The sequence below is a fragment of the Candidatus Gracilibacteria bacterium genome, assembly GCA_041660965.1.
Lineage (GTDB): Bacteria > Patescibacteriota > Gracilibacteria > BD1-5 > JAGOOR01 > JAGOOR01.
This window is the reverse complement of record JBAZVH010000001.1, coordinates 50361-67002: the sequence shown is the minus strand read 5'-3', so window position 1 is coordinate 67002 and position 16642 is coordinate 50361. Positions and strand designations below refer to the sequence as shown.

Genomic DNA, 16642 nt, shown 5'->3' with positions numbered 1-16642 from the left:
TTGGCAGCACTATGCTACCCAATCATTCATATCTCTTAAGGCACCACTTAAATCAGATGGATTATTGAAACACATCGGGGAAAATACTCCAGGATCTATAACTTCGAACTTGAGTGAAAGTATGCGACGACATGCCCCAGCGACTGCTTCCTGCAGAGTCATCACTATTTTTTTATTTGTGTATATACGTAATTCTAATTGTTCCTCTTTTCCTAAACCATGCAACCGTCTACGCAACCATGTAGATGGATATTTTTTTTCTAGGGATGGTCGAGTCCCTGGATGTTCCACAAACAATTTTTTGAGCGCCTCTGATGTAGCTGGATCCGGAGTATGCATAAAAAATAGATGAGTATCTATAATGAGACTATCAAATTATGTCTCTATGTCAATATTTATTTGTATACGAGACATGATACGAAAAAAATCTTCTCGTATTATTCTGCCTGGTAATTCTTTACGAGGAGTGTCATCGGCTCAAATGGTTCATTCGTTCATGTAAATTCGAGTGTCACGTAGGATTCACTGTTTCCAGCAGAGAATTCCAGGAGTTCCTCATTGTTTTTTATGATTTTTTGAATCGTGAGAGTCCTATTCCGTCCGTGAATAGGGATAATCTCGACTGCATCTCCGACACAGATTTTATTGTGAACGAAGACCTTTCCGTCTTCTGTATACTCACCGACAAATCGATAGTCACTTGGAGCGTTCATATGTCACTCGAGAGAGGGATCTTGAATTGCCTCACCAAACATAAAGCCAGTCGAATATCCACGATTGATCAGTTTATTCAGTTCATTCTTCCAATAGGCGACATCTTCAGGACTATATGTACCATTCGCGACACTATCCATCACTTCTCGATACGCCTTCATCACCATCGAGACATAAAAGACGCTCTTTGTGCGCCCTTCGACCTTCAATGATGTCACGCCTGCCTCCATCAGTTCTCGGATATACTCGATAGAACAGAGATCATGAGAATTAAAAAAATACGATCCATGCTCATCTTCCATGAGAATAACTTCTTTTTCATCATCTTCATTGATTCGCTCGCCTTCGTATGAATACTCTCGTCGGCATGGCTGAGCACAAGCACCGAGATTGGCGCTCGCACCAGTGAAGTATCGAGAGAGAAAACATCGACCAGAATATGCCATACACATCGCTCCATGGACGAAACATTCTATTTCTATATTTGGACAATGCTTTCGGATAGCGCGGATATCATCGAGACTCGCCTCTCGCCCGAGAATCGCACGAGTGGCACCATTTTTCTCCCAAAACTCTACTGCTTTATAGTTGAGTGTATTGGCCTGCGTAGACACATGAATATCCATATTTGGAGCGACCTCATGGATAGCGAGCATCAATCCAGGATCAGCCACGATGACGGCATCAGGACGACTCGGACCATTGAGAAAATCAGTAAATTCTGCTCTCAGCTCTTCGAATCGATCAAGATGCTGATTGTGAGCGAAGATATTAAATGTGACATAGATTTTTTTTCCAAGTCCATGAGCGTAGTCGATACTGGCTTTCAGAGAATTGAAATTGAAATTATTCAGCCGAGTGCGCAGACTAAAATCCGACATACCCATAAAACAGGCATCGGCGCCATACGCAAAAGCGAATTTCATCTTTTCAGGGCTACCAGCGGGAGCGAGGAGTTCAAAATTCATACTATTAAAGGGATTTCGTAGTTATTTCTGAGGCAAGATTTTTTATCACTTCATCGAGTGAAATTTCTGTCTGTTCCTTGGTCTTATAATTTCGTACAGCGACACCACTCGTTGCTTCTTCTTTTTCTCCCACGACGAGGATATAGTTGATACGAGATTGTTCCGCATTTCTGATTTTTTTATTGAGACCATCAGTCGAGAGATCTATCTCAGCTCGGATATCAGCAGCTTTGAGAGACGCAAGAACTTTCTCAGCGTAGTCATTGAATTTTTCACCCACTGGAACGACAATGACTTGGCGAGGTGCGAGCCAGAGAGGGAAGCTACCAGCAAAATGCTCTATCATCACACCCATAAATCGTTCAAGTGATCCAGAGATAGCACGATGAATGACGACAGGACGTTCTTTTTCACCAGCTTCATTGATATAACTGAGGTCAAATCGTTCAGGGAGATTGAAATCGAGCTGAATAGTAGCAAGTTGCCATTGACGACCGATAGCGTCCTTGAACATAAAGTCGAGCTTTGGTCCATAAAATGCTGCCTCACCTTCGATTCTTTTATACGGAAGCTCAAATTGTTTTGCAGCTTCTTCGAGAGAGGATTCAGCTGTTTCCCAGATTTGTCTCGTACCGAGATATTTTTCTGGTGTTGCTGGATCACTGACGGAGAGGGAAACCCAGTAGTCATCGACCATTCCGAGTGTGGTATAGAATTCTTTGATAATGCTCACGATAATTCCTACTTCTTGCTTGATCTGTGCGACACGGAGGAAGAGATGGCCATCATCTTGTGTGATAGCTCGCACACGAGTAAGGCCTGAGAGTTGTCCTGGCTTTTCATCACGATAGACGGTCGCTGGTTCGAAGTATCGAATCGGCATATCACGATAGCTCCACTGATTATCAGCGAAGATTTGCATATGGTGTGGGCAGTTCATCGGTTTCATACAGAAGTCCTCTCCATGACCACCCTTCACGCGGAAGAGCTCATTGCCAAATTTTGCCGCATGGCCAGAAGCTTCGTACAAATCTATTTTTGCAATATGTGGAGTCCAGACTCGTAGGTAGCCATGATGTTTGTGGAGTGACCAGATATAATCCTCGATTTCTTTTCGGATAATCATCCCATTTGGTTTGAGCATCGGCAGTCCAGAACCGACAAGAGGGGAGACGGTAAAGAGATTGAGCTTCGCACCGAGGATACGATGATCTCGCTTCTTTGCTTCTTCTTGTTGTTTTACATAGGCATCGAGTTCTTCTTTAGTATCGAAAGCGACTCCATAGACACGAGTGAGCATCTTATTCTTCTCATCACCACGCCAGTAGGCACCAGCGATACGGTCGAGCTTGAAACTATTTTCATCGAGTTCACTGGTTTTTTCGACATGAGGACCAGCACAGAGATCATCATAGGTGAGTGTTCCATTTTGCAGAGTATTCGTATACACACCAAATTGGGTCTCACCATCTCGTGCGAGATCTTCGATAAGCTCTATTTTGTAGGGATCACCAGCAAATTTTGCTTTTGCTTCATCAAGCGTGAGAAAGCTCTGCACAAATAGCTGATTTTGTTTGAGAATATGTTTCATCTTTTTCTCAATATCCTTCAAGTGTTCCTCGGTCAGAGAAAAATCACCGAAATCATAGTCCTGATAAAAACCATTATCAATGGCAGGACCGACACCACGGAGAATGGTGAGGTCTGGGAATGTCGCAGCAATCGCTTGGGACATAATGTGGGAAAGAGAATGCCTTTTAGTAGATAATTCAGCCATAGAGAGAAAAGATAAAAAAGAAAAGATAAAAGAGGTGGATTTTTTTGTTTGATTTGATTCGTAGGGGCAGAATATCTTCTGCCCGGGTTCAAGATATTGAACCCCTACGGAATCGGATGCATCAAAGGTTTAAAAATTATAAAAGAGAATTAATTTATGCAAAGAAATCAAATTCATGCCTGCCATATTGTTAAATTAAGAATTAAAAAAGAAAAATTAAGAATAGGGGGATATTTTTTTGACCTGGATTCCCGCCTTCGCGGGAATGACGGATAATGGGTATAAAAAATCTCACCCAAAGGTGAGAACTTTATTGGTGAAAGTGCTCTGAAACGATTAGTATGTTGTTCACAGTCATGTCATGGTTGTGGTCATTATAGGGAGTTTTTTTATTGTGCAAAATTTTTTATCTTTCCGCAATCCTTTTCCACATATCTCGCATTAGCATAGTTTGATTACTTATATCTACTCATATTTTTCTCCATTCCGACTCGGTTATATCTTGAAACTCCATCTTTTTGTAAAATCCATACGCATCCGAGTCTTCCTCACATACGAGACTCATTTCGACAAGTCAATTTTTCAAGAGATGACCGGATAGTACTCATAAAAGATGTGACCCGATTCATATTTTTTTTGATACAGCATGCAAGTATCCTATATGAGCTCTTTTGGTGTCGAGTTTTTGTGCAGATATCGCCCCTAACACACTATCAATCCTTCTAATATAAAACACAATAATATCTCCTGATAAAACCCTCTCCCTATATGAGTGTATTCATCCATACACATGGGGGCGTTTTTTGCGTAGATGATTCTGGGTACTATGTAGTACCTGATAACTATTTTCAAAATCATGATTTTCTGAAGATTCGCCAAGCTGAAAAGTTTCTTCCATCATATTATTTCACTTTATACTTTTCTCTCAGTCCACTTTCTGTAATACAAGCAGTATCTGCCATCGTAAAACCGAGAAGTTTGACTCATTCTTCGACCTTCTCATGTGACTGCGCCTCTACCTCGACATATTCAGGGATACCTGGATATTCATCAATATCAAACGTGATACCATCGAACGTATAGCTCTCACGTGTCTTGATAGAATCGCCATATTTCTCCAGGCCGGCTATTGCAAGAATCTTTGCCATAGCAGCAAAGTCGCTGGTCTCTACTTCGTATTCTTCATTGTGGAGCATATGATCATTTCAGACTTTCTGTTTCGCTGTCACATAACAGGTATCTCCCATTTTTCGGAGACGAATCTTTTTACCATTTGGTCCACGGAAGAAGTGGGCAACCACTGTACCAGAAAATTTCTTTTTCGCACCCATTACTTCCAATATGCGACGAATTTTAGTACCATCGATATCCAGGATTTTGACTTCTATTTCGTTCATAGATTCTATTTTCGAAAAAAATCTCTTTTTATCAACTTTTATTGATTAGCTTTGTATGCTCTATTTGCTTTTGGTAGAAACACATTCACTTTTTTACTTATTAGGACTGAATCGGCCAGAAGTGTTCTCGCAAGTGCTTCTCGTGCCGCATCTGATCCATGGTTGAGAAATACTGTTCAATTATCTTTAATTGTCTTGCGTATAAAACGAGTTAATCAAGCTACATCTGCATGTCCAGAAAATCCTCCAGCCGCAAAAGTCTCATGTCCGGGTTTTGGATCGTACATTTCTGTATCTATCTGATAAGGTTCTCAATGGAATAAATTATATCCATTACTCCCTGGTTCCCCGTGGTAATTTGCAGATATAATGAGTAATTTCTCTTGACTATACATATGAGCCAGTAGATGAGCTGATGGTCATCCGGGAGCAAAAAAACCGCAGGATGCAATAATAAGACGCTGTTTTTTTCACGGTAATCCTAATTTTTGGAGAAAATTTTGTTTTCATGATCGAGTAAGACCATTTGGCACAAGTGGCTTGAGGAAGGGCCTTACGGTGTCCTTTATCTTGCCTTTAGGGAAAAATTTAAATACATCAGCAATCGAATCCCCAAAGTATGAAATATCAAGAGCGTTAAGATCCACATTGTTATTTTTTAGACATTGGAGTATTTCATAGAGACTATAAACAGATCTTTCGAGGGCAAGTGTGATAACCACGATATCTGTTTTTTCTCTGACAGCTTTCATTATTTTAGAATCCAGTTTTCTGAGCTCATCTGATCGGTCAGCATGATGCTTGTCTCAGTAAGTGGCTTCTGAAATGCCTACATCGTAGAGATTATAGATTTTTCTAAAATCAGGATTAGTTCCAGGATATCATAATTGTGGATTTCCTACATCGCCAGTAAATCCTATTTTTTTTGATCATGCTGGAGTTGGTAAATCTATCCCTATAGCACACCCTGGTCAGGTAACTATATGCCCCGTCTCATCAAATCTAATGCGTACATTCTTAGTGTCAATTTTCATGACCGTATGCCACTTTTCTCGACTTAATTCACAAAGTGCAGCCAGAGATCTATCCACATCACATTTTGTAACAATTCATCGGTTTTTAAAATGATCAAGCATGTTTCCGTAGGTTTCCTGCATCTTTCTTCGAAAGAACACAATCATTGCTTCATTATCCATGTGTCAAATCTCTCGCTCTGGTATTTGGAGGAACATACAGAGTGAAAGTATGGCGCTTTCGAGTTTTGCTTCTCGTAATGACACTTCAGTTTGCAATTCTCGACGACTTTTTGATGTCGTATGTCTATCACCGCTCTTACTTCTTATCACACCTCTTTTAGGAATATTTACCTGAACATCATTGAGAAGTCATCGAGCTTCATTGAGCCATCTACCCATCTTAGCTTCAGGATTTTCTTCCATGCTGAGACGATAGGACTGAGTGACATTATGGGCTATAATTTCCTTATTTCCTTCTGGTATATAGATTTTTGATTCAGGATTTTGCATCCAAAATCGGGGAAGTTGTCCGACATGATCTACATGTCAATGAGAAAGGAGTAACATATCGATTCATGTCGGTATTATTATGCGTTCTCTAGAACCAGGTGTGATCCCCGCATCTACCATGATTTTGATAGTCCGTTTGTGGAAAGTATGAGTTAGAATTGTAGATGAAGGCGTAACTGTCCCTACAGCTCATAAGAAAGTTAGATTTGTTGTATGGTTCTTGTTCATAAATGTAATTTATAACAACTATTTCTTGTAAAGCAAATTATTTGTGTAATTTCTTGTAATAATTTTCCTGAAAAAGGTAGATTTTTAGATTTTTTTCCTATAATCCCTCGTATGAAATATGAAATTGTTATTGGTCTTGAGACCCATGTCCGTGTTGGCTCTATCACAAAAATGTTTGGCTCAGAACCAAATGCTGTTGCACTTGAACGTGATCCAAATATTAATGTAGGACCTGTTTCTCTTGGTCTCCCTGGAGCGCTCCCAGTGCTCTCAGAGGGTGTAGTAGACCTCGCAGTTCGTGCTGCTCACGGTTTACGTATGACAGTCAATGAATTTTCTCAATTTGATCGGAAGAGTTATTTTTATCCTGATCTCCCAATGGGCTATCAGATTACGCAACTCTTTCATCCGATTGCAGAACATGGTCACCTCGATACGTATGTTGAGGGCACTTTGAAGCGATTTAATATCCGACGAATCCATATCGAGTGCGACGCAGGTAAGCTCACTCATTCTCTCACGAAGACACTCTGTGATTATAATCGTTCTGGGAGTCCTCTGATGGAGATAGTGACAGAGCCAGATTTTCGGTCAAAAGATGATGTTCTTGAGTATCTCCGTGAACTCCAGAAGATTATGAGATTTGTTGGTGCTTCCGATGCCGATATGGAAAAAGGACAATTGCGTTGCGATGTAAATATCTCTCTTCGCCCTATAGGGAGTCATGAATTCGGAAATCGTATAGAAGTCAAAAATCTCAACTCATTTCAGATGATTGGTCGAGCGATAGACTATGAAGTAGCCAGGCAAGCAGAGCTCTATGATAGTGGCGTAGAAACTATCGATCAAGAAACCCGTGGTTGGGACGATGAAACAGGGGAGAGCCACCCACTTCGGTCTAAAGAAGATGCGATGGATTATCGTTATTTTCCTGAACCAGATTTACCACCACTTCGTATCGCTCCAGAGTATATCGCGGCTCGTACTATTGCAGAACTTCCGATCGATCGCCGACAGAAATATCTCGAATGGGGTCTTCTCGCTGATGATGCACGGATTCTCTCAGGCGAACGAGCTATGTCTGATTTCTTTGAGAAAGCAGTTGCTCTCACAAATGATGCAAAGAAATGTTCATCGCTTATTCTCACCGTCATGCTCGGTATCCTCAAAAAATCCGATGAAGACATAGATTTTACCACGCTTCGTATCACGCCAGAGTCACTCGCTCGAGTGGTTGAGATGATGAAAAATGATGAGATTTCTAGTACCAATGCCCAGGAAGTCGTTCGTATTCTCCTCGAACTCGGTGGTGATCCTGATGAAATCGTTGAGAAAAAATGATTAAAGCAGGTCAACGATACAGGGGTTATGGAGACAATTGTCGAAAAAGTCCTCTCAGAAAGTGCGGCACAAATTGCAGAATATCAATCAGGGAAGCCCAATCTCTTTGGTTACTTCGTCGGACAGTGTATGAAAGAAAGTAGGTGATCAGGTAACCCAAAGATATTTACTGACTTAATCAAAAAACGTATAGGTTAACTTTTTCTCTTAGTCTCACTTTAATTATGGCAAATAAACACGGACTCAAATGATCAGTAGTAAAAGCCCAAGCAAAAGCTCGACGGCTTTCCAAAAGTGTCAAAAAGACGACCTATCAAGTCTATATCGGCAGTGAAAATTCTCAGACTCGGAGCAATCAATCGTTTAAAAAGCGAAAACATTATCTGGAGAATAAGCAGAATTGGCCAAAAATGAAGCTTGTCTCAAAGAGTTTTCAGACGCTTCTTGATATGTGAATTGTAGATGAACGAGGTTTCTTCAAAAAAGGAAACAAAAAGAATTTTCACACAAAATCCAAGGTTGACCAGAAATGATTGGATTTTTATGGAATGCCACGAGGTAAATAACAAAGCACAAAGAAGGAATTCGCCCAGGCGAACAGGTTATTTATTCAGAAACCTATAAACTCATCAACGCATCAACTCTTAAACCATAATTAGTATGCTTACTCACTCTCTTCCCGCTCTTACTTATTCATTTGACGCACTTGAGCCATATATAGATGCTCTCACGATGGAGATCCATCATGACCGTCATCATCAGACCTATGTCAATAATTATACGAAACTGCTTGAAGGAACCGGTCTTCTGGAGAAATATTCTGCTGATATCCTCGCTCAACATCTCGACGAGGTGTTCTCAGATAAGCAACGAGGAGTCATCAATAATCTTGGTTGACATCTCAATCATAGCTTCTTCTGGACTATTCTCTCACCAAATGGGTGAGGTCGCCCTGAGGGTGCTTTGGCACAAAAAATAGATGAAACGTTTGGAAGTTTTGAGAATTTTCAGTCAGAATTTACTCAGAAAGCTCTTTCTGTGTTTGGTTCAGGATGGGCATGGCTCGTTCAAGATCAAGATAAGCTCTTAATCCTCCAACATACACCAGGACAAGATTCTCCATTTTTCGCAGGACTAAAACCCATTCTCGGTATCGATGTCTGGGAACATGCTTATTATCTCAAACATCAGAATAAACGGGCTGATTATATTGTCGCTTTCTGGAACGTAGTGAATTGGAAACAAGTTGAATTATATTTTTCTCAATAAAAAAATCCTGTGAGGGGGATTATTTTTGTATAAAAGCAAATGTTTTAGAATTCCCCAGTACCTTCAGTACTGAGATCTTGTGTTCCATCTGAAGTTTTTATCTGAGTATTTGTGAGATTGATAGTCTGTATTTCCGGAAGCACTTTTGTGACTTTCCATGTTGCGAGAATAGTTCCTTTTGAGAGATTGATTGGATTTTTTAGAGTGAGTGTCATATTTTGACTAAAATCTTCATTTATTATTGTGATAACGCCGAGAGTACTTTCTGGTGAGGAGAGCACGAGAGACTCATCATTGTAGCCGAGAGATGCAGTGATTTTTGTAGCACTTGGGATATCTTTTTGGAGCTTCAGCGAAAGTGTACCATTATTGAGTGTCAGAGCGACATCCGGCATAACCGTGACTCAGCTCTCAGTAATCGCTCATTGTATGCGGTGTCCAGCATCAGTAAAGAGAACTGTGTGAACTCCGATAGCACAAAGGATGGCAAGAATAACGGGTGCTTTTATACTCTTTTTTTGCATAATCTTAGGAGAATATTCTTTCGATCCAATGTCGTGTTTTACTTACCACACCATTATCTATGGTCACGACAATAGCAACACTTTCATCTTCTTTGTGTTCGACTGCTACAGTAAACGAAGCTAAAGGAAACAATTCACTTGTTACTTTTTCAGTAACTTCGTCGCCATCTACCATATTGTATGTGATAGTATGCTTTCGAGCATCAGGTATACCATCTTTTTGCCTGGCAAGTTCGATGATGCTTTGTACCTCATCGAAGTCATCTGCCGGTGTAATAGTGGTGTTATCATGAGCATTAAACCATGGGTCTTCTTTCCATGCATGTCGTGGAAATTGATGAAGTGTTGTGTCACAACCCTTCAAGGCAGTTCAGTTTACCATAAAAAGAGATTAAATACAGGATTTCCTGTTTTCTGTTTTTGACATGCTTCACAGATTTCTTCTTCTCCAGAGACGATATACCCACATCGTTGGCAGGTAGTGAAAAAAGGAGCCGGACGTCTTGTTTTTGTTGCTATCATAGAGATATGGTATCATAGGTTTTTCTGAAATGCAAATTTGGTAAATACTTTTTTCTCTCTACAATGAGGATATGCGCACGATTCTCCTCGATATAGCTCCAAAAGATCCGAAACTTCTCGCTTGATTTAGTCTGGAAGACCGTATCTCCGAGCTGGAAAAGCTCGTTTCCACCTATCGTGGAGTCGTCGTCTTGCAGACACTGCAAAAAAGAGACGAGCCGGATTATAGTACCTACGTCGGAAAAGGCAAGCTCGATGAAGTCCTCAATCTTGCGGTTGAGCTCCAGGCGGATACGCTGATTATCGGGAATATCCTGAAACCTCGACAGATTTATGCGATTATCCAGGAAATTGAGAAGCGAAAAATGACGCTCCAAATCTGGGATCGTGTGGATCTTATTTTAAAAATATTTCAGCTTCATGCGAAGACTCCAGAGGCAAAACTCCAGATCCAGCTCGCCTCTATCAAACATATGGGTCCTCGAATATTTGGTATGGGGATGGAGATGGATAGGCAGTGAGGAGGTATTGGCACCTCTGGTATCGGTGAGACAAATACTGAGATTATGCGACGACATTTACGAGAACTGGAAAAGAAGACGAAAGTAAGAATCGATCATTATCGCCGTGTCCGTATACAAAATAGATCTGCTCGTAAACGTTCCAACGCCCTCACGGTCGGTATTGTCGGGTATACCAATGCTGGGAAATCGACTCTGATGAATGCTCTGACCGATAAGATGGTACTGGCAAAAGATGAGCTCTTTGCTACGCTCGGTACGACTGTGGGGAAAATGAAACTACCAAAAGGTGCGTATACCAATAAAGAAGGACAATTCATTATACGTTCAGATATTCTCATCTACGATACTATTGGTTTTATCCGTGATTTACCACCTGAATTGATAGATGCTTTTTCTTCGACGCTGGAAGAATCCCTTTCCTGCGACATTCTCCTCGAAGTGGTGGATGCGAGCGATCCTCACTGGCAACATCGTATCGATGTGACAAATGATATCCTGGACAGAATCGGCGCAAAGCAACCTCGTATCTATATCTTTAATCAAATAGATAAGGTCTCACCAAAAGAATTGAAAGATCTCAAGAAAGTTGCCAAAAACTATACACCGATCTTTGTTTCAGCAAAAACAGGGGAGGGGATTGATCACATCAAAAAGCACATCCTTTAAGAGTTCGGCATAAGCGTTCGAAGAGCTCTTTTTGTCCCTCAGGTAGTTTGACTTTTTTCTTCTTCCCAACCACTCAGTAAAGTTTCGAGTTCTCCCTTGATTTCTTCACGCATTGTTGCGACAAATTCAGCTCATTTTCACGTAATTCGTACCATGATATTTCTTCGATCTTCATGACTGTGTGTACGCTCTACAAGTCCTAATTTTTCCATACGATCGATGAACCCCGTAGCAGCTGCACTAGAAAAATTCATTTTCTTGGCAATATCTGTTGGGGTCTGATAGTCCACGCTTGCGAGATAGGCAAGAAAAAAGAATTGTGGGAAAGAGACATTTCCCTCGTTAAGGGTTTTAGATAATCATAATATAGTTGATCTTTGTGCAAAGAGAACAAAGTCAGCAAGACGTTCTGCATCTGCTTGATGTTCAGGAGTTGGTGTTGGTGATGCAGGGTTCCCCATAGAATAAATTAAGATATATTTAATATTACTATATTAACTATTTATACTATGTCAAATATATTTTACCGTGTTTTTTTATGAGCCATTTTTTTCACAATTCTTTCTTACCACCAGTACGAGTTGAGAGAAACCGGTCGATCTCGAGAAGGAGAGCGAGAGAGAGACCATGAGTGGAGCCATTTGTGGCTTCATACAGACATCGAAGAAGCTCGTGTTGAAAGCCAAGAGGAAGAGCATGATACCAGTCGTAGTTAAATTCTTTTTGTGCAATAACTTCTGCGAAATAGCAATCAAAACTCGATTTCAATTCTTGGGCAGACTCACTCAGTCGAGAAAGTGCTTTTGAGACTTCTGGATTAATATTCTGTAACTGCGGAAGTATCACTTGTCGAAGGAGATTTCTCGGAATCGAGGTATCATCGTTGGTTTCATCATATCCTGAGGAGATAGAATGAATTGTATTGTAGTCTAGAATATCTTTTTTCGTGAGTGTGAGAAGTGGTCGGAAATAATATCCAGAAAATCGTGCTATACCAGAAAGACCTGTAATGCTTGTTCCTTTTGTGATACGGTAGAGGATGGTCTCTGCCTGATCATCCGCATGATGTGCTGTGAGGATGTAGTCTGCTTGATGCTTTATTCGGATCTCCTCGAGCCATTTTTTTCTGATATTTCTCCCACATTCTTCGAGCGTCGTTTTTGTCTTTTTTGCTTCCTTTCGGATATCTACTCGTAGGCATTCGTAGGGGAGGTGGTATTTTTTGCAATATTCTTGGACGAGTTTCTGGTCTCTCTCGGCGCTTTCCCGTAATCAATGATGGATATGAGCGACGACGATAGTATCTGAGGCACTTTCTCCCGAGAAAACTCGTACCATCTCAAGAAGTCACATCGAGTCAGGACCCCCAGAACATGACACGATAACTCGCTTATCGGTGATGGGCGAGAGCAGATTCTGGATATTTCTCTCTCAAATAGGTGATTTTTCAGATTTCATACGCACATATTGTATGAATATTTTTGCAAAATGAAGAAATATAGGGTACTATGTATCCGTGACACAACAAAAAAACACCATTGAAGATATAAAAAAGCTTATCACGAAGGAGTATACCGGTGAAGCTTTTTATCGATCAGAATTTCATACAATTCTAGATGATATGAAGATGGCGCTCGATCGTCAGGACTCTGATAGTGCTCTGAATACACTGATTCAGTGAGCTATTACTCTCAAGGCATCCGATGTGCATTTGGAAATTCAGGAGTATGATTCTGTGCCACGATTTCGTATCGATGGTAATCTCGCCCCTCTTTGAAAACTCTCGATGAAAGAACACGAAACACTCGTAGAACGACTCAAATATCGCTCCAATCTCAAGCTCAATATCCATAATGTCCCTCAAGATGGAAAATTTCGTCTTGGGAAAGATGGCAAAGAAGCAAAAATAGATATCCGTGTCTCTGTGATGCCGACGAGATATGGAGAGAGTGTGGTGTGTCGTATCCTCGATGCGACGAATAATGTCCTCACCATCGATGCGCTCGGTATCATCGGCACGCAAAAAACTGATATTCTGCATTCTCTCGAGAAGAAACAAGGGATGATCCTCGTCACTGGTCCGACTGGTTCTGGTAAGACGACGACACTCTACACATTGATAGATATGCTCAAAAACCCAGAAGATAAGATTATCACCCTCGAAGACCCGATAGAATACCAGATACCTGACGTCTTACAATCAGAAATCAACGAACGAGAAGGATATACATTTGCGTCTGGAGTACGATCGGTACTTCGTCATGACCCAGATATTATTATGATAGGGGAAATCCGTGACCTCGATACAGCCAATACTGCTATACAAGCTGCTCTTACTGGGCATCTTGTTCTCTCTACACTTCATACAAAAAGTGCCATTGAGACGGTAGATCGTCTCGTGAATATGTGAGTTTCAAACTATGATATTGCTGCTTCAGTCGATATCATCATCGCACAGAGATTGGTACGACGTGTCTGTCATCACTGTGGAGTAAGCGATGAAAATGCTGAAATACGTCCAGAAGATATCGAACTCCTCAAGAGATATGGATCCGAAAAGGCATTTATCCAGCACTGAGTCGGCTGTGAAGAGTGTGGATATACCGGATTTAGTGGCCGAGTCGGTATCTATGAGGTCTTCGCGGTCACTGATGCTATCCGTGATAGTATCCGATCAGGACATACTGATACTGAGATGTTTCAGCTTGCGCGCAAGGATGGATTTCTCACTCTCGCTGATGATGCTCGTGCCAAGGTCCTCCTCTGAATGACCACAACGGCAGAGTGTGAGGGGAATGGATTGCTGTAATATTTATTGTTGAAAATATACTGTTTTATCTATTATATTTCATGTTTTTGGATTCACTTTCATCCAAACTGGCGTGAGGTCTTCTCAGAAAAAAACTCTACCATAATGCGTTCCATCCGGCATCTCTTTACCAATATCCAGAGCGACGAAGTATTCTCTTTTCCTCAACAACTTTCTGATAACTGCAAAAGGTCGAGTTCATTTTGGTTGTTTTATATGTGAAAGAAATGTGTGTTGTAAATTAAGAGTTCATTGTAGACTCGTTCTGTTTTCTATTAATCACGCTTTTTGTGCATCATCAGAACCTAAGAGTATGAGGGCTATGGCATCTAAGCTTTTTTGAATCAATCGAGCAACATCTTCTGGTGGAAGCTTTTCTAGATCTCCTCGTGTGCTATCTGTTCAGGGAATTTCTGTTACTGGTGCTGCTGCATCCATGGAAGAATTTATGAAGTGTGAAGATGAACATTGTATACTGCCTATATAAATGTCAATTATCATTCAAAGAGATCTCATCCCATAACATACGTTTTTGCTTCCGGGGAATATATAGAAAGTTGGTATACTAATTTTCTTGCTCTCAATTATTTGCTTTATTTGATAGTAAAAAATAACTTTGTCATCAAAGAATGCTTGAAATGGCGTAATAATACATACTCTATCTCTATATTTCTTAATTTTTTCTATGGTAAAGTCTTCCCCGAAGAAAAAAGCTGCTCCTAAAAAAAAGGCAGCTCCGAAGAGTGTCGCAGTATCTGCCGTTCCTGCTGTCTCAAAGAAGCCCGTTAAAAAATCTGCTCCTATCAAAAAAACTGTTACAAAAAAAACCACGAAACCGGCTCCAAAAAAATCTCCTTCAAAAACACCTGCTAAAGTAAGTCCACCAGTTACGAAAAAAGTCTACAAGGAAGTTGCTCCACAAAAAAAAGAAACTAAAAAAGACACGAGCGATAAGATTCTTTCATCAACAATTATTACATTGATTCTTATTTTAGTTTTCGTAGCCACTCTCTATATTTATTCTGTGGTGTGTGTCGGCAGATTTTAGTGTTTTTTTCGATGCATCCTCATATTATTGCCAATTTTCCTGCGAGTTTCTCGAGTTATTTTGATACGAGTATTATGCGTATCGCTCGAGAAAAAGGTTTGTTTACTCCAGAGTTTTATAATCTGGGAGATTTTTCGACGCAGGCACAGCATCGTGTCGACGATAAGCCATATGGTGGGGGAGCAGGGGCATTGATAGAGATAGAGCCGATGTACCTTGCAATCATGGATATTGAAGAGAAATACAAAATACAAAATACAAAATACAAAAATGGTATGAGAAAAATATATCTCTGACCTCGTGGTGAACGGCTTCGACAGCCAAAAATAGAACAACTCTCGCGAGAATTACGAGATGAAGAATTTATCATCCTCTGCTGACATTATGAAGGAGTCGATCATAGAGTATTTGAGATGTTTGAGTTTGAAGAATATTCTATCGGAGATTTTGTCGTAAGCAGTGGAGAGCTGGCAACGATGGTATTTCTCGATGCTCTAGTGCGTTTGATCCCAGGAGTTGTCGGGAATACGGTCTCACTTCATGAAGAGTCTTTCTCTGAGGCGTTGGAGTGAAAAGCTGAATACCCGCAATACACACGTCCAAGTGATTTTATGGGATATAAAGTTCCTGAGGTTCTCCTCTCAGGTGATCCAAAGAAAATCCAGAAGTGGAGAAAGGAAAATAGTTTTTAGGCAGCTGCAGCATGAGTTGGCAGAATTGCTAAAATTCTTGCTTTGTTAAGCACTATAGTTTGGTCTCATCATGTAATCTTATCTGGCAATAATTGGATACTCGCTGTGATATCGCGTATTTGGACTCATTCTCCTTGCTGAAGTATCTGTGCTTGTTTTACTAATCTTGAAAGACGCACATGTTCAGCGAGATCACAAATTGTCTTGTTATAATTTCAGTTATCCCTTCTCTCGCAACTATCATGGACATATATGTTTCTATTCTTGAGGAGTGATTCTCTGGAGAGCATTCTGCTCAATTCCTGAGTAGTTTTTTCAAGTATTCGTGTGATACATTCTCCTGTATTTTGAGCGAGCTGAAGTATTCGAGAATATCATTCCATGAGCTCCTCTTCTGTTGCCTGATTGACTCAAGCATTTGCTCGTTGCAGGTGCCAGAGGGCATCTTTTAGTTCCAATTCATCCATGAGTTCTTCGAATCGAGGTGAGAGTGGCATAAAAAAATGATTAAAAAAAATCTCCTAAACAGGAGATTGGAAAAGAAAATACAAAAAATGAAATGCAAAACGAGTTTCGTTTTTTAATAAAGAGACGTGTAGGCGTTTGTGCTTCATCAAAAACTTATTGTATGTATTTT

Annotated in this window: 20 protein-coding genes; 7 read left to right on the top strand and 13 right to left on the bottom strand. The window is 40.5% G+C overall.

Annotation, left to right across the window (positions count from 1 at the left end):
* Positions 1–9: 9 nt before the first annotated feature.
* The 6 genes from WC753_00365 to WC753_00340 form a co-directional block, all read right to left on the bottom strand.
* Complete coding sequence (locus WC753_00365; GenBank protein ID MFA6079921.1) at positions 10–339, bottom strand: hypothetical protein; 330 nt, start codon at positions 337–339, stop codon at positions 10–12.
* A 98-nt stretch (positions 340–437) separates the two neighbouring features.
* Complete coding sequence (locus WC753_00360) at positions 438–1682, bottom strand: U32 family peptidase (protein MFA6079920.1); 1245 nt, start codon at positions 1680–1682, stop codon at positions 438–440.
* 4 nt (positions 1683–1686) lie between these two features.
* On the bottom strand, positions 1687–3459 hold the full coding sequence (thrS, locus tag WC753_00355; GenBank protein ID MFA6079919.1) for a threonine--tRNA ligase: 1773 nt from the start codon (positions 3457–3459) through the stop codon (positions 1687–1689).
* A gap of 406 nt (positions 3460–3865) precedes the next feature.
* Positions 3866–4360: a GNAT family N-acetyltransferase gene (locus WC753_00350; protein ID MFA6079918.1), complete on the bottom strand. Its 495-nt coding sequence runs from the start codon at positions 4358–4360 to the stop codon at positions 3866–3868.
* A gap of 1 nt (position 4361) precedes the next feature.
* On the bottom strand, positions 4362–4856 hold the full coding sequence (locus WC753_00345) for a CYTH domain-containing protein (protein ID MFA6079917.1): 495 nt from the start codon (positions 4854–4856) through the stop codon (positions 4362–4364).
* A gap of 38 nt (positions 4857–4894) precedes the next feature.
* On the bottom strand, positions 4895–6610 hold the full coding sequence (locus tag WC753_00340) for an MBL fold metallo-hydrolase RNA specificity domain-containing protein (protein MFA6079916.1): 1716 nt from the start codon (positions 6608–6610) through the stop codon (positions 4895–4897).
* Between the two features lie 111 nt (positions 6611–6721).
* Here WC753_00340 and gatB point away from each other — a divergent pair, with 111 nt between their 5' ends.
* From gatB to WC753_00325, 3 genes are all read left to right on the top strand, one after another.
* Entirely contained in the window at positions 6722–8149 is a 1428-nt protein-coding gene (gene gatB, locus WC753_00335) for an Asp-tRNA(Asn)/Glu-tRNA(Gln) amidotransferase subunit GatB (protein MFA6079915.1), read from the top strand.
* A 26-nt stretch (positions 8150–8175) separates the two neighbouring features.
* The gene (locus tag WC753_00330; protein MFA6079914.1) at positions 8176–8517 is read left to right on the top strand and encodes a hypothetical protein; all 342 of its coding nucleotides are present in this window, start codon (positions 8176–8178) and stop codon (positions 8515–8517) included.
* 94 nt (positions 8518–8611) lie between these two features.
* Complete coding sequence (locus tag WC753_00325) at positions 8612–9220, top strand: superoxide dismutase (protein MFA6079913.1); 609 nt, start codon at positions 8612–8614, stop codon at positions 9218–9220.
* Positions 9221–9264: 44 nt separating this feature from the next.
* On the opposite strand, the gene WC753_00320 is transcribed toward WC753_00325, so the two are convergent.
* From WC753_00320 to WC753_00310, 3 genes are read right to left on the bottom strand one after another with little or no spacing between them, the layout of a single operon-like run.
* Positions 9265–9744, bottom strand: coding sequence for a hypothetical protein (locus tag WC753_00320; GenBank protein ID MFA6079912.1), 480 nt, complete (start codon positions 9742–9744; stop codon positions 9265–9267).
* 4 nt (positions 9745–9748) lie between these two features.
* Positions 9749–10126 carry a hypothetical protein gene (locus WC753_00315; protein MFA6079911.1) on the bottom strand — a complete coding sequence of 126 codons (378 nt, stop codon included), beginning with the start codon at positions 10124–10126 and terminating at the stop codon, positions 9749–9751.
* Entirely contained in the window at positions 10120–10266 is a 147-nt protein-coding gene (locus WC753_00310) for a hypothetical protein (protein ID MFA6079910.1), read from the bottom strand. The genes WC753_00315 and WC753_00310 overlap by 7 nt, the downstream gene beginning before the upstream one ends.
* Positions 10267–10337: 71 nt before the next feature.
* Between WC753_00310 and hflX the strand changes: the two genes are divergently transcribed.
* Complete coding sequence (gene hflX / locus WC753_00305) at positions 10338–11456, top strand: GTPase HflX (GenBank protein MFA6079909.1); 1119 nt, start codon at positions 10338–10340, stop codon at positions 11454–11456.
* Here hflX and WC753_00300 read toward each other — a convergent pair.
* Positions 11453–11917 carry a MarR family transcriptional regulator gene (locus tag WC753_00300; protein ID MFA6079908.1) on the bottom strand — a complete coding sequence of 155 codons (465 nt, stop codon included), beginning with the start codon at positions 11915–11917 and terminating at the stop codon, positions 11453–11455. The genes hflX and WC753_00300 overlap by 4 nt on opposite strands.
* A 46-nt stretch (positions 11918–11963) precedes the next feature.
* Positions 11964–12914: a tRNA lysidine(34) synthetase TilS gene (gene tilS / locus WC753_00295; GenBank protein ID MFA6079907.1), complete on the bottom strand. Its 951-nt coding sequence runs from the start codon at positions 12912–12914 to the stop codon at positions 11964–11966.
* 13 nt (positions 12915–12927) lie between these two features.
* On the opposite strand from tilS, the gene WC753_00290 reads away from it, so the two are divergent.
* Positions 12928–14265 (top strand): GspE/PulE family protein, encoded by a 1338-nt coding sequence (locus tag WC753_00290; GenBank protein MFA6079906.1) that lies wholly within the window; start codon positions 12928–12930, stop codon positions 14263–14265.
* Positions 14266–14268: 3 nt separating this feature from the next.
* Here the strand turns inward: WC753_00290 and WC753_00285 are convergent, their stop codons facing one another.
* Positions 14269–14703 (bottom strand): hypothetical protein, encoded by a 435-nt coding sequence (locus tag WC753_00285; protein ID MFA6079905.1) that lies wholly within the window; start codon positions 14701–14703, stop codon positions 14269–14271.
* A 247-nt stretch (positions 14704–14950) separates the two neighbouring features.
* Here WC753_00285 and WC753_00280 point away from each other — a divergent pair, with 247 nt between their 5' ends.
* Positions 14951–15313, top strand: coding sequence for a hypothetical protein (locus WC753_00280; protein ID MFA6079904.1), 363 nt, complete (start codon positions 14951–14953; stop codon positions 15311–15313).
* Positions 15314–15324: 11 nt separating this feature from the next.
* Positions 15325–16005, top strand: a complete 681-nt coding sequence (trmD, locus tag WC753_00275; protein MFA6079903.1) for a tRNA (guanosine(37)-N1)-methyltransferase TrmD — start codon at positions 15325–15327, stop codon at positions 16003–16005.
* On the opposite strand, the gene WC753_00270 is transcribed toward trmD, so the two are convergent.
* Positions 16002–16502, bottom strand: coding sequence for a hypothetical protein (locus WC753_00270; protein MFA6079902.1), 501 nt, complete (start codon positions 16500–16502; stop codon positions 16002–16004). The two genes, trmD and WC753_00270, sit on opposite strands and share 4 nt — an antisense overlap.
* Positions 16503–16642 lie beyond the last annotated feature (140 nt).